Origin of the sequence: Leptolyngbya sp. FACHB-671 (assembly GCF_014695745.1) — a bacterium.
Lineage (GTDB): Bacteria > Cyanobacteriota > Cyanobacteriia > Elainellales > Elainellaceae > JAAUTN01.
Genome location: NZ_JACJOV010000132.1, coordinates 25271 through 38363, shown reverse-complemented (window position 1 = coordinate 38363; position 13093 = coordinate 25271). Strand labels below are relative to the sequence as shown.

The 13093-nt window shown below is 50.4% G+C and carries 15 protein-coding genes; 2 read left to right on the top strand and 13 right to left on the bottom strand.

The window, feature by feature from the left end; translation table 11 throughout:
- Positions 1–68: 68 nt before the first annotated feature.
- Positions 69–731: a hypothetical protein gene (locus tag H6F93_RS19880; protein ID WP_190684303.1), complete on the bottom strand. Its 663-nt coding sequence runs from the start codon at positions 729–731 to the stop codon at positions 69–71.
- Between the two features lie 171 nt (positions 732–902).
- On the opposite strand from H6F93_RS19880, the gene H6F93_RS19875 reads away from it, so the two are divergent.
- Positions 903–1283: a surface-adhesin E family protein gene (locus H6F93_RS19875; RefSeq protein WP_190684300.1), complete on the top strand. Its 381-nt coding sequence runs from the start codon at positions 903–905 to the stop codon at positions 1281–1283.
- A gap of 139 nt (positions 1284–1422) precedes the next feature.
- Here H6F93_RS19875 and H6F93_RS19870 read toward each other — a convergent pair whose 3' ends face one another.
- The 12 genes from H6F93_RS19870 to H6F93_RS19815 all read right to left on the bottom strand — a co-directional run bounded on the left by H6F93_RS19870 (position 1423) and on the right by H6F93_RS19815 (position 11117).
- Complete coding sequence (locus H6F93_RS19870; protein WP_190641175.1) at positions 1423–2373, bottom strand: F0F1 ATP synthase subunit gamma; 951 nt, start codon at positions 2371–2373, stop codon at positions 1423–1425.
- A gap of 65 nt (positions 2374–2438) precedes the next feature.
- Positions 2439–3956 (bottom strand): F0F1 ATP synthase subunit alpha, encoded by a 1518-nt coding sequence (atpA, locus tag H6F93_RS19865; RefSeq protein WP_190641176.1) that lies wholly within the window; start codon positions 3954–3956, stop codon positions 2439–2441.
- 60 nt (positions 3957–4016) lie between these two features.
- Positions 4017–4574 (bottom strand): ATP synthase F1 subunit delta, encoded by a 558-nt coding sequence (gene atpH, locus H6F93_RS19860; protein ID WP_347277333.1) that lies wholly within the window; start codon positions 4572–4574, stop codon positions 4017–4019.
- Positions 4571–5134 carry a F0F1 ATP synthase subunit B gene (locus H6F93_RS19855; RefSeq protein WP_190641177.1) on the bottom strand — a complete coding sequence of 188 codons (564 nt, stop codon included), beginning with the start codon at positions 5132–5134 and terminating at the stop codon, positions 4571–4573. The genes atpH and H6F93_RS19855 overlap by 4 nt, the downstream gene beginning before the upstream one ends.
- 36 nt (positions 5135–5170) lie before the next feature.
- A complete protein-coding gene (locus H6F93_RS19850; protein ID WP_190641178.1) occupies positions 5171–5662 on the bottom strand; it encodes a F0F1 ATP synthase subunit B' in 492 nt (163 codons plus the stop codon).
- 141 nt (positions 5663–5803) lie between these two features.
- On the bottom strand, positions 5804–6049 hold the full coding sequence (gene atpE / locus H6F93_RS19845) for an ATP synthase F0 subunit C (protein WP_190641179.1): 246 nt from the start codon (positions 6047–6049) through the stop codon (positions 5804–5806).
- 136 nt (positions 6050–6185) lie between these two features.
- Entirely contained in the window at positions 6186–6941 is a 756-nt protein-coding gene (atpB, locus tag H6F93_RS19840; RefSeq protein ID WP_190641180.1) for a F0F1 ATP synthase subunit A, read from the bottom strand.
- 52 nt (positions 6942–6993) lie between these two features.
- The gene (locus tag H6F93_RS19835; protein WP_347277332.1) at positions 6994–7434 is read right to left on the bottom strand and encodes an ATP synthase subunit I; all 441 of its coding nucleotides are present in this window, start codon (positions 7432–7434) and stop codon (positions 6994–6996) included.
- A gap of 204 nt (positions 7435–7638) precedes the next feature.
- On the bottom strand, positions 7639–8010 hold the full coding sequence (locus H6F93_RS19830; RefSeq protein WP_190684297.1) for a cupin domain-containing protein: 372 nt from the start codon (positions 8008–8010) through the stop codon (positions 7639–7641).
- 90 nt (positions 8011–8100) lie between these two features.
- Positions 8101–9759, bottom strand: coding sequence for a CocE/NonD family hydrolase (locus H6F93_RS19825; protein WP_199313842.1), 1659 nt, complete (start codon positions 9757–9759; stop codon positions 8101–8103).
- Positions 9760–9871: 112 nt separating this feature from the next.
- Positions 9872–10324, bottom strand: coding sequence for a cupin domain-containing protein (locus tag H6F93_RS19820; protein ID WP_190641183.1), 453 nt, complete (start codon positions 10322–10324; stop codon positions 9872–9874).
- Positions 10325–10352: 28 nt separating this feature from the next.
- Positions 10353–11117 (bottom strand): cysteine hydrolase family protein, encoded by a 765-nt coding sequence (locus H6F93_RS19815; protein WP_190684291.1) that lies wholly within the window; start codon positions 11115–11117, stop codon positions 10353–10355.
- 377 nt (positions 11118–11494) lie between these two features.
- Here H6F93_RS19815 and H6F93_RS19810 point away from each other — a divergent pair, with 377 nt between their 5' ends.
- Positions 11495–12919: an amidohydrolase family protein gene (locus H6F93_RS19810; RefSeq protein ID WP_190684289.1), complete on the top strand. Its 1425-nt coding sequence runs from the start codon at positions 11495–11497 to the stop codon at positions 12917–12919.
- Positions 12920–13093: the final 174 nt, after the last annotated feature.

The following is a 13093-nucleotide window of genomic DNA, read 5'->3' as shown; positions in this document are numbered from 1 at the left end:
CTTAGTAAATGTCATCGCAATCGCTGTTTGATGCACTCATACTGGAACTGTAGCGAGCATAGCTCAACTTAACCACCCCCTATCCCTAGTGCCGCTGCGTAAGTCCTGTTGAATAAAGATAATCCGCCTGCATAGGACTGAATTGCTGCTTTTTGGGTTGTGTAATGCTTGAGCAAATGAACAACTAACGCATTAACCATTGTCTCTACATAAAGACGGTTTGCCTCAAGCAAGGCACCCCCTCCTCCAACAGCAATCGATGATTCTAAGGATGTTCTCAGCGCTAATCCAATGTGCTGAATCAAAGGGTCTTGAGCAGTGCGGTAAGGCAGGATTTCAAGGCGATCGGGGTTAATCGATTCATAAACAGCCTGACTAAACAAAGTAGGGTCAAGATTCAGCTCAAGAAACTCAAAATCCTTCCTCCAACGCTGTTTCTGAGGGCAGCCAGCAGGATAAATACTGATATCGCCGTAGACAAAATGCTCTTGCCGAAAACGTCCTTCCCACCACTGCTCTTCTATCCCTGATGAGCCAAGGTGAATACTGATGGTATGTTGAGCGGGACAATATTCCGGCGTTTCATGAGCAGGCTGCTGATAATGCCCCAAGTGAATTCTTTCCCAAGCTGCTTGCCGACTGGAAAGAATAGGCAGGCGAGAAAAGACCTGTAGAATACCGTCGTCCTGCGTGAAATCAATTTTTAAGGACTGCGTTGCAGAGGGCTGCATCGCGATTGAGTCCCAATTAAGGATGTTTGAAGCTTAGCGAATGTCCTCTGTAAAGGTGCAGCATTACTCGTTGACCTGGTTCTCATACTGCAACAGCAAAGGAACTACTGATAGCCTCAGTAGCGCAACGGGAACATTTAAAGCGTCACCTAATACTTAAGGAGCTTGAAAATGCTAAAGAGACTTACCGTAGTTGGAATAACTGTCGTAGCTTCAGCCTTGACGATTGTAGCCCCCGCACAGGCTGAGGTGAATCTTGCTTATGTAGATACCAATGAAGATGGAATTAACTACTACATTGATCTCAATAGCATTACTCGAACTGGTGATCATGTAGAGTACATTCAGTCAGCTAACGATCAAACTCAATCTTGGTTTACAGTTGATGTGATGCGAGGAAACTGTGCTACTGGGGCAATGCAATTTCAACTTGGTAGAGAATACAACGCAGATGGAACTCAAACTAGTGCTTATGATATCCCTGGAGAGATTACGATTGTCCCTTTAGGTTCAGTCGGTGAGACAATGTTAAACACGGCTTGCAACAACTAAAAATGATGCTCATGTTAATAGAAACTCCTTGCCTAATAGGCAGGGGTTTCTTGTCTTTGGGCTCGTCATGTACTAAAAACAAAAAGTGGGGTAGGACAACGCCCACCCCGCTTTTTCACTCTAGTCGAGCTAATTAGTACTAACCTAGTGCGTTCGCGCCGCCGACAACTTCCAGAATTTCCTGGGTAATTGCGGCTTGACGAGCTTTGTTGTAGGACAGAGACAAGCCTTTGATTAGCTCTTTAGCGTTGTCACTGGCGTTGTTCATTGCCGTCATTCGGGCAGCTAGTTCACTCGCTGCAGATTCTTGCAGGGCCCGCAACAACTGGTTGTTAAGATACAGCGGCAACAGTGCATCCAAAATTTGGATAGGATCTTGCTCAAAAATCATGTCTTGAGGCAAGGGTGCTTGCGCTGCGGCTTCGACTCGTTGTCGCTCAACCTGGAATTCACCGCCCCGACTGGTCAACCTGAAAATTTCGTCATCCTGTGGCTCTAACCCTTGTGGGTCGAGTGGCAACAGCGTTTGAACGACGGGACGAGAGCTAACCAGGGAGACAAACTTGGTGTAAATCAGTTCAACTCGATCTACTTCTTCTGCTAAAAACAGAGACAGCAGTTCGTCGGCGATTTGAGAAGCTTCGGATGAGGTAGGAATCTGTTCTAGTCCAGAGAAGGAGGCGCTGATAGGGCGCTCCCGACGCTGAAAGTACTGATTGGCTTTGCGACCAACGAGAACCAGCTTGTAGTTAACGCCTTCAGCCTGTAGCTCTTTGATGCGTGCTTCAGCTCGCTTAATCACGTTGCTGTTGTAGCCACCGCAGAGTCCGCGATCGCCCGATACAACTAGCAGACCAACGGTTTGCACATCCCGCTTCCGCAACAGCGGCAGGTCAGCATCTTCAAACCGAAGGCGCATTTGTAAGCCATAAAGTACCTGAGCCAAGCGATCGGCAAAAGGACGGGTTGCAATCACCTGCTCCTGGGCACGACGCACCTTAGCCGCCGCCACCAGTCGCATCGCTTCTGTAATTTTTTGAGTATTCTTGACCGACTTGATGCGATCGCGAATTGCTTTGAGGTTTGCCATAGGTAGGAAAGGGGGGGTAGGGGCTAGGGGCTAGAAGCTAGGGGCTAGCCCCTAGCTCCTCTCCTCTACGCCGTTGCCAGGAAAGTTTTCTTTTGTTCAGCGATCGCCTCTTTCAGCAAGGTTTCGGCTTCGTCGCTCAGCTTCTTCTCGGAGCGGACGATTTCGCCAAAACGGGGCTTACTGTTTCTCAAGTACTCACGCAGAGAAGCGGTGAAGCCTGTCACCTTATCAACGGGTAGGTCATCCAGGTAGCCGTTGATGCCTGCGTAGATGATGGCGATTTGCTCAGCTACGGGCAGCGGTGAGTTTTGTGGCTGCTTTAGAATTTCGCGCAAACGCTGACCGCGTGCAAGCTGGTTCTGAGTAGACTTGTCCAGGTCAGAAGCAAACTGTGAGAAAGCTTCCAGTTCAGCAAACTGAGCCAATTCCAGCTTCACCTTGCCGGCAACCTGCTTCATCGCCTTGATCTGAGCCGCGGAACCTACACGGGATACGGAGATACCCGCGTTTACCGCTGGACGTAGACCAGAGTTAAACAGGTCAGAAGACAAGAAGATCTGACCATCTGTAATCGAAATTACATTGGTAGGAATGTAGGCAGATACGTCACCCGCTTGGGTCTCTACGATGGGCAGAGCAGTCATGCTGCCTTCACCCAATTCAGGGCTGAGCTTCGCCGCGCGCTCCAGCAAACGAGAGTGGAGGTAGAAAACGTCGCCGGGGTAAGCTTCACGTCCGGGTGGACGACGTAGCAGCAGTGACATCTGGCGGTAAGCCTGTGCCTGCTTTGACAAGTCATCGTAAACCACCAATGTCGCTTTGCCCTTGTACATGAAGTACTCAGCCAAGGTTGCGCCGGTGTAGGGAGCCAGGTATTGCAGGGTAGCTGGGTCGTTGGCGTTTGCAGCGACGACAATGGTGTAGTCCATTGCACCGCGCTCTGCCAAGGTGTCTACCACCTGAGCAACAGTGGATGCCTTTTGCCCGATCGCCACGTAGACGCAGATTACATCTTCACCCTTCTGGTTGAGGATGGTGTCTACAGCAACGGCAGTTTTTCCGGTCTGGCGGTCACCAATGATTAATTCTCGCTGTCCCCGACCGATGGGAATCATTGCGTCGATTGCGGTGATTCCTGTTTGCAGAGGCTCATACACTGACTTCCGGGCAATGATGCCGGGAGCGGGAGACTCAATCAAGCGGGTTTCACCTGTATTGATGTCGCCTTTGCCATCAAGAGGACGCGCCAATGCATCGACCACACGGCCAATCATCGCATCGCCCACTGGAACTTCGGCAATTCTACCGGTTGAGTTGACAGAGCTGCCTTCCTGGATGCCGCGACCGTCACCCATCAAAACCGCGCCAACGTTGTCTTCTTCCAGGTTGAGGGCGATACCAACGGTGCCGTCTTCAAACTCCAGCAGTTCTCCCGCCATTGCCTGATCTAGACCATAGATCCGGGCAATGCCGTCGCCTACTTGCAGGACGGTTCCTACATTGGAAACCTTGACATCCTGGTCATACTGTTCAATCTGCTGCCGAATAATGCTGCTAATTTCGTCTGGTCTAATCGCTACCATGATTGCTTCTCTCTAACAAGATGATAAACACAAGATGATGAAAGGAGTCGGTTTGTGCGCTTACGTTGCGCTACTCAAGCGAAGCCCAATTCTTCTTAATTGCCCGCGCAGGCTAGCATCAATCACCTGGGAGCCAACTTTAATGATGACACCGCCAATTAGATCAGGGTCGATATTTTTTTCTAGCTCAACCTGCTGTGCGCCGACCAAGGTCAAAACTTTTTGACGAACGGACTCTTCCTGAGCTTCTGATAAATCTACCGCCGAGATGACTTCTGCCAAAACGGTTTGCTTCAGTTCGCGCAGGAGTACCTGGTATTGCTTACAGATTCCCTCTAGGAAAAGAACACGACCGCGATCGACCAGAATTCTGAGGAAGTTCAGCATAAAAGGATGAACCTGCTCTCCGGCAAGCTGTTCTAGCACCCCTTTTTTGGCTTCTGGCTTGGTTAGTGGGCTAGACAAAAACTGGCGTAACTCTTCTGATTCGTTTAGCAGACTGAGCAAGTAGGCAACGTCTTCACCAAAGCGGTCGGTTAAGTCATTTGATTGAGCTACCGCCATGAGTGCTTTGGCATACGGCTCCAGGATTCCTCCCATCACTAGCGTATCTTTCACGACTCTCCTCCTAGCATAGCGATGCTGCGGTCAATCAACTGCTGCTGCGTATTTTCATTCAAGTCAGACTTGAGACGAGATTCAGTCTGTGTCAAGGCCAGTGCTACGACCCGTTGACGCAGTTCAGCGATGATCCGCTCTTGCTGCGAGTTGAGGTCTTGCGCGGCAGCGGCTTTGATACGCTGAATGTCTTGCTCAGTCTGGACTAAGACCGCTTCTTTTGCCTTCTTGGCGCTTTCTTCAGCAGCAGCACGAATGCGGGTTGCTTCAGTCTGCGCTTGAGCTAGCTTTTGCTGCTGATCTGCTAGGGCTGAGGCTGCATCTTTCTTCCGCTTTTCTGCATCTCGAATGGCAGTCTCAATTTTCTCGCGGCGTTCTGACAGGATCTTTCCTATAAATCCGCGACCAAAGTAAAACAACACTCCCAGGATAATCGCCAGGTTAATTAGGTTGGTATCCAGAATGTTGAAATTTAACCCGAATCCACCTTCTTCGGCCGCTTCCGAGAAATCGTTGGCGATCGCCCCAGCCTCGGCTGCTAAAAATAACAAAGTCCCCATGATTCCTTCTCTAATCTGCTCGACCTTACACCGAACCTAGCCCACTGCCGATGAGCCTAAAAGCTTTTCTAAAATTTGGCGGCTAAGTGCATCTACCTGCTGTTCAAGCGATTGCATCGCCGCTTGCTTTTGCTGGTCTAGCTCCTGCTGCACCTGTTCACGCTGTGCCTGAGCTTCCTGCTGGGCTTCGGCGATCTTGGTAGCAGCAATCTTTTGAGCATCCGCTTGAGCCGCTGCGATTACCGCTTGAGACTGTCTGCGGGTTTCTGCCAACTCCTGCTCATATTGCTTCGCTAAATGCTCTGCCTTTGCCAGCCGCTCACGAGCATCGGTCAAGTTAGTACGGATGTAGCTGTCACGTCCATCAATGGCCTGCCCAAGCGGCTTATAAAAAATGGCATTGAGAATGGCAACCAGAATGAGGAACTGTACCGCCATCAGCGGCAAGGTTGCATCTATGTCAAACAGTCCGCCTCCTCCCTCTTCAGCGGCAGCCTCGACAGCAAGCAGAATCGTCCAATAACTCATATTCAGTGCCCCAGTTTCCTAAAACTCCAAGTGGGGGTCAGACAACAAATTGGCTGTCATGTCTACCAATTACTTTTGAGAAAAGCTTCTCTAAGCAAAGCGAATGGGTAGAGACGTGTGCCTCTACCCAGAGCCCCAAGCTTAGGAGAAGGGGTTAGCAAACAACAGTACGAGAGCAACGACTAGACCGTAAATCGTCAACGCTTCCATGAACGCCAAACTGAGCAGCAGCGTACCGCGAATTTTGCCCTCTGCTTCGGGCTGACGAGCAATACCTTCTACAGCTTGACCGGCTGCATTACCTTGACCAATACCAGGACCGATCGCAGCCAGACCAACAGCCAGAGCAGCAGCTATAACAGAAGCAGCGGCAATTAATGGATCCATGATGTTTTCCTTACCTTGAGTACAAATTAAACAGATGTGCGTCAACGAACGAGCAGCGCATTTCACGCTGGATGCAGGTTGCTAAGCGTTGGGTAACCCAACCGCTACAGCAGAGCCTTACAAGCAACTGAGGAGACTAGTGTTCCTCATGACCCTCACCATGATGATCCTCCATCGCTTCTCCGATGTAGGCTGCCGCCAGGGTCGCAAAGATGAGTGCCTGAATTGCACTGGTAAAGAGACCCAAAGCCATTACTGGCAGCGGTACAAACAAAGGCACGAGGAGAACCAGCACTCCAACCACTAGTTCATCTGCCAGGATGTTGCCAAACAGACGGAAACTAAGGGAAAGAGGCTTGGTAAAATCTTCAATGATTTTAAAGGGCAGCATGAAAGGTACAGGCTGCACGTAGTTACCGAAATAGCCCAACCCTTTCTTACTGAACCCAGCATAGAAATAAGCCAGGGAAGTTAGCAGCGCAAAGGCGATCGTCGTATTGATGTCGCTTGTCGGCGCAGCCAGTTCACCTTCGGGTAGCTCAATCAGTTTCCAGGGCACCAGAGCGCCTGACCAGTTTGAGACGAAGATAAACAAAAACAGCGTGCCAACAAAGGGAACCCAAGGGCGATACTCCTTTTCACCAATCTGATCTTTTGCCAGCCCTCGAATAAATTCCAACGCATATTCCATCAAGTTCTGGGTTCCTGATGGAACTCGTTGAAGATTTCGCGTTGCGAGGAGTGAAACAATGACCAGAACGCCAATCACAAACCAGGAGGTAAGAAATACCTGCCCGTGTACTTTGAGATTGCCGATATGCCAGTAAAGATGCTGACCAACTTCTAGCTCAGCCAGGGGAAAAGAGGTGAAGGCACTTAGAGAATTCAGCATTTCCATTCGCAAGGTTTCCCCAGAGAATTGTGGAGTACCAGACTCGCCTGTCCTAGTTTGGATCAGGCACAACCGATGTTCGCAGGACGTAAATGATGAGCCCAGCTTTGTAAGTCAGAAATCCTAAAAAGATAGGCATGATTTGAAGCTGATCCCAGCGCGATGCCACTAGAATCAGCAGAATCAGAAGGGCAAGCCGGGTGTTACTCAGGCGCTGCTTCTCTCTGCCAAGCTGCTCAACGTTTTTAGCCAACATCCTCAAGTAAACCACACCCGTACACGCTCCGATCAGATAATTCAGAGCAATGTTTAGGGAATAGAAAATCCATACAGAGATAAAAATTATCCCAGTGAGAACGAGGATCACTTTCAACAAATCTTGTTGAAGCTTGATGTATTCCTGCATTGAGGAATTTGGATCTGGCGGCAAACCACCAGATGGGGTGTCTCCTTGATCAGGAGCGGTTTCTAGGGATCTTTCTGGCGAGTTCACAGGTTAGAACTTAGCTCAGAGAACTGGCTTTACGAGTGCGGAACACGATCGATCATATCACTCGCTGGTAACAATACTTAAGGAATTATTTAGGGGATTGAGAATTGGGGATCGGGGGTTGGGTGATGGGGCGATCGCTCCACAACCTCTCCACCATCTGGCCCTACTGAGCTCCGCCTAGGCTTGCTGTTCTGCGATTTCCAGCTATATTTGGGCAAGCTGTTGCTCAATTGTCTTGGTTAACGGAGTTTCGATATCTCCGGTGTGCTGAGTTGTTACGGTTTCAATTAGGACAATCCAGCATTCGTCCTCAGCGACCGGATTGTGCATCATCCCTTTGGGAACCACACAGAAATCGCCTTCTTCAAGTTCGACTACATCATCTTCAAACTGAATCACTAAATGCCCTTTGACAACATGAAACATTTCGTCCTCGTGGTCATGCTTGTGCCAAGCCAGTTCACCTTTAAGCTTCGCGACCTTAATGTACTGGTCGTTAACCTGACCAACAATTTTAGGTGACCAAAATTCAGTAATACTCTGAAGTTCCTTCTCAAAATTTTTGCTGAGCTGCATTTTGGTTTCCTTGGGACTTTCGTTCAACTCGGAATTTTCACTCAAATTGACTGGACAACCAGTTGAGAATCTAAGAGTTCAAATAGGGCTTCAAACTAAAACTGAATTAAGCGTTGCTGCTAAAGGTGCGCCGGTAACAGGTAAAAGCACCTGTGATGGGTGGTTGCTGCCACTATATATAGATAGCGTGATGATTTGAGCATCTATGAGCTGGCTGTCACCGGGTGGCGCGCCTGTACCGGGATTGACAGCGTAAGCAGGAAAGCAGGCGGCACTGAAGCTGAGTCGTAGAGCGTTTCCTTTAGCAATTTGAGCGCAGATAGGTTGCAAGATGATCTGGAATGGCCCGGTGAAATTTGGAGTGGCATCATCTGGGCTTGAGTCGATTCGCAGGTAGCCTTGAGCCAGGTTGAAGGCGCTACCGTTGGGATGAACTTCGGATAGGACGGCACAGAGGTCGAAGCTGGGAGCATCAGCAGTGCAGTAGAGTTGGGCGATCGCCTCCCCCATTAAATACAAATCCTCATCCAAAGGCTTCGTTGTATAGGTCACAACATCAGTCCGGCAATCGACTGCTGAGCGATTGAACGAGCCCGCTGGAAACGCGGCGTGTCCACCCACGGACGGTACGGGTCGCCAAGGGTCGTGAACAAAGACATCTTGTGCATCGGATGTGGGCGGTGTTTTTTCCAGGCTGCCTTCCTGATCGCTCATGCTGGCAAGTCCGGTGCTATAGAGGAAGTAGGGTTGTTGCTTGGCAGTGGGGAATTTGGGAAGCGATCGCCACTGATTACTCCCTAGTTCGAACAGGTGAACAGGCTTCTCGTTTAACAGCCCCGTATCGATGCTTTTGAGAAACTGGTCAAACCAGCGAATTTGTAGGCGATCGATTGGATTCGCTGCCTCTGCGCCATAGTCAACTGCTCCGACTTTTCGACCCCAGGGGAGGTGTGCCCAAGGACCAACCCAAAGATGCTGCGGAAACTGACTGCGAGCAGCCATTTCCCGGTAAAACCTGAGCGTTCCGCGCATGTAGGTGTCAAACCAGCCACCGATGTGCAGCATTGGCATGTCTACATCACTCAAATAACGTCCAGGTGAAAGGTTTTCCCAATATTCATCTCGCTGGGGATGATCTAGCCAGGTGTGGTAATAGGAATCTGGAGCAAGTTGCTTGAGCAATTCAGAGCGAACGTCAACCGGATCGGGTAATGGAGGATTTCGGGCGGCTCCGTAAAGGGTCAGGTACGCTTCCTCATTGCCCTTGAGTCGAGCAGTTTCAGCCGCAAGCTGAATTGCCCAGCCTAAATTTGTTTGGAGGCAAAAGGCTCCTCCTTCATAAGCCCAATCTGCGTAGAGGTCGTAGCCAATCATCGCAGGGCAGATGGTTTTTAGGGCGGGGGGACAACTACCAGCCGCATAAAGCTGAGTCATTCCCTGATAGGAAAAGCCGTACATTCCCACTTGCCCGGTGCTGCCTGGGAGTGTCGCTGCCCAGTTGACCGTGTCGCCTCCGTCCTCGACCTCGCAGGCAAATAGGTCAAACACTCCTTCTGAAGTGCCTCGTCCCCGCACATCCTGAATCACAACGATGTAGCCGTGAGCGGCATACCAGGTGGGATGAGCATAGACCACTGTGGAGGCGATCGCCCGTCCATAGGGCTGTCGCATTAGCAGCACGGGAAACTCCCCCTCATCATCGGGGTAGTAAACATCTGCATCTAGCTGCACGCCATCGCGGGTCAGCATGGATGCAGTTTGTTTTTGTCGAACTAGGAGCATGAATTCAATAGGGTACAGCACTTAGGCTAGGGGCTTGGCACTGCCAAGCCCGTACAGCAGGCTAATTGATTTACGTTTTTTAGCGCGGCACCAATGCATCAGAGCGACTTAAAACTGCCATGTCTTCTGCGTCTAGCTCAACTGGAGTGCCGCTGCGAATCAATTCAGCAAAGTCTTCATTCGGCACCATAATGCATAGAGTGTACAAGCGATCGGAACCTGTGTTTTCCAGCACATGGGTTCCGGTAGGCGGCACTAAGACGCTGTCTCCTGCTCGAATCGATACTGTTTTGCCATCACAGGTTGCGAGCCCTTCGCCCTTGAGGACAAAGAACATTTCAACTGCAAGCTGATGTCGGTTGGGAGGTGTTTTGCCGCCTACGTCAAAGATTTCTACGCAATAGGTTAAAGACATGTTCGCGATCGTGGGGTCAAATACGATCGCCAATCGATTGCTGTCGTGAGGGCTGATCCGAAAGGCCTGGTAGTCTTTGGGAGATTTATAAACCGGAATAACACAAGCAGAATCCATGAGATTCCTCCGGGAGTAGTGAGTGTTTCTAACCGATCGCTTTTAGTAAAGTTTCAGAATCGCTGACGAATCCAAAGCACTGATTGACGTTATAAATGGTCGCTTTGAAACAGTAGTCGGGAGAGGTGGTGGCGGTGCAATCGCGTAGCAAAATGCAGTCATAGCCGAGGAAATTGGCATCCTGTAAGGTTGCCATGACGCACTGGTCAGCATTGACTCCGGCAAAGAAAATTGTGGTTCGACCCAGGTTTCGCAGAATGCTATCTAGCGGCGTGTCCCAAAAGCCGCTCATACGGTACTTATCGACGTACACATCGGTAGGCTTTTGCTCTAGCTCGTCTACCACAGCCGCTGCCCAACTGTCTTTCATTAGAACAGGTGCCGAATTTGTGGGAAGCGGGTCGCCTAGACCAACACCTTCTCCCGTTGGGTTGTAAACGTGACGCAGTCCGGCACTGATATTGAGTAAATCAGGGCGGTTGCCCCAGTTAATCCAGAGAATTGGTACACTAACCTGCCGAAGTTCCGGCACCAGAGTTTTGAGGGGGGCGATCGGGTCACGCGCGGGGGTGACATCGACACCAATATGCGCTAGCCAACCGTCAGGGTGACAGAAGTCGTTTTGCATATCGATGATAGCGATCGCCGCCTTTGCTAAATCTAGCCGCAGGGTCTTTGTATCTGTCGCCAATGTGATCGGTCTAGGTGGCAGGGGCGGACGGGTAATGTCTGCGGTTGCAGCATCCACCGACCAAGCATTAGGCGCGACACCCAGAGTCCGGAGTTGAGTCATAGGTCGTTCAGGTCAAGAGCTATGAAGATTGCAAAATGGGCAAAATTAAGAGTGAAATCTGTAAGCCGTTGAGAATCAGAACTGAGCCTTTGAACCTTCTGTGGTAAACCAAAACCGGGCTGGCTTCAGTATTGAGGGACACTTCTTGGACTACCTCTGCCTAAAGAGTTAAGCCGTGAATTCTTGAGCGAGGTCACGAGGTTTGGACAATCTCCACCAGTAGCCAAGCCTGCTACATCGAAATCAGGTTTACGAATGTACAATCTATCCTGAAATAGGGAGTTGGCAACGTATTGTTATTGCTCCTTAAGATTGTTCTTCCCTGAAAGAATTTCCCCTGAAACTCTTTTCGAAATTTGCTGCAAAGGATAGAAATCGTGAGTTTTACAATTCAAAGTGTTCTGATTCCAACTGAGCAGGGTTATGAAACGGTTGACGTGCAGATTAAGGGCGATCGCATCACTCAAATTGGCCCGAACCTGGAACCAACTGGAACCCTGATCGACGGACGCAACAAACTGCTGCTTCCTGGATTTGTCAACGCTCACACCCACTCCTCAGAAATGTGGCAGCGGGGCATCATTCCACCCCGACCGCTAGAACTTTGGATTGCCGAACTCTACGACTTCACGCCGCTAAACCCCGAACAAATTTACCTTAGCGCCCTCGGCACAGCAGTTGAAACGCTGCTCTCTGGCGGCACCAGCGTCGTCGATCATCTGGTGCTAATTCCTGGACAGGAGGCGGAAACAATTGCCGCTGCGGTACGAGCTTACCGAGAAGTCGGCATTCGAGCCTTTGTTGGTCCGCTGATTCAGGATGAATCGTTGGGGGCAAGCGTTCCCACGGGTGGCGAAGAAGTCAAACATGAACCCTACCTTCGCACCACCCAAGCCACGCTCGATCTAGTTCAAGATGCGGTGGAGAAATTTCACCGTCCCGCTGAAGGCATCAGCATTATGGTTGCGCCAACGGGAATTCAACTCTGCTCAGATGCGCTGTTTGAAGGCTGTGCTGAGTTGAGCGATCGCCACGACCTTTGCCGCCACGCCCACCTACTTGAGACAAAAGCCCAGCAAATTCTGGCGCAAGAAAAATATGGTTGCACTGCTGTCGAACACCTGAAGCACATTGGCTACCTCAGCCCTCGCACCTCTTTAGCGCACTGCGTTTGGCTCGATGACAGAGATATCAGCATCCTGGCAGAGACTCAATCCACCGTCGTCCACAACCCTCTCAGCAACTTGCGTCTGGGCAGCGGCATTGCTCCCATTCCCAAATATCGGCAGGCAGATGTGAATGTCGCCTTTGGCTGTGATGGTTCAGCCAGCAACGACTCGCAAGATTTGCTCGAAGCCATCAAAATCGGCTCCATCCTGCACAACATCACCGACATGGACTACCGCCACTGGATTTCACCCCGCGAGTCGGTCGAAATTGCCTCCCTCGGTGGCGCAACCGGACTCAATATGGGCGACCAACTAGGAACGCTCACGGTCGGCAAAAAAGCAGACCTGGTGCTGTACGACCTGACCAATCTTTCCCTACTGCCCCGCACCGACCCAATTGGACTGCTGGTTTTGGGGCGTCCCGTGCAAGCAGTCAGTAGCGCTTGGGTAGATGGCAAACAGATTATCGCTGACGGTAAAGTTACGACTATCGATGTCAATCAGCTTAGACAAGCTCTCTTTGACCACAGTGAATGGCGCACTAACCGCAAATCTAAAACAATGGAAGAGATGGAGATTCGCTATCGTGCCGTGATGGGACTGCCGGAAGGAGTGGCTAGGGGCTATAGCTAAGGTTTCTCGTTTCAAACTCAGCCTGCTAACTGGTCGAGATGGTTACTCCCATTCCTAGCCTTTGTTGTTCTCTAGCCCCTATTATTTCTCCTTCAGAGAATTTTCTGATCCCATCCTATTTGCCTGATTAAGGATATCAGGGGGTGCCTTTGACCCCGCGAATTTGCTGCACAG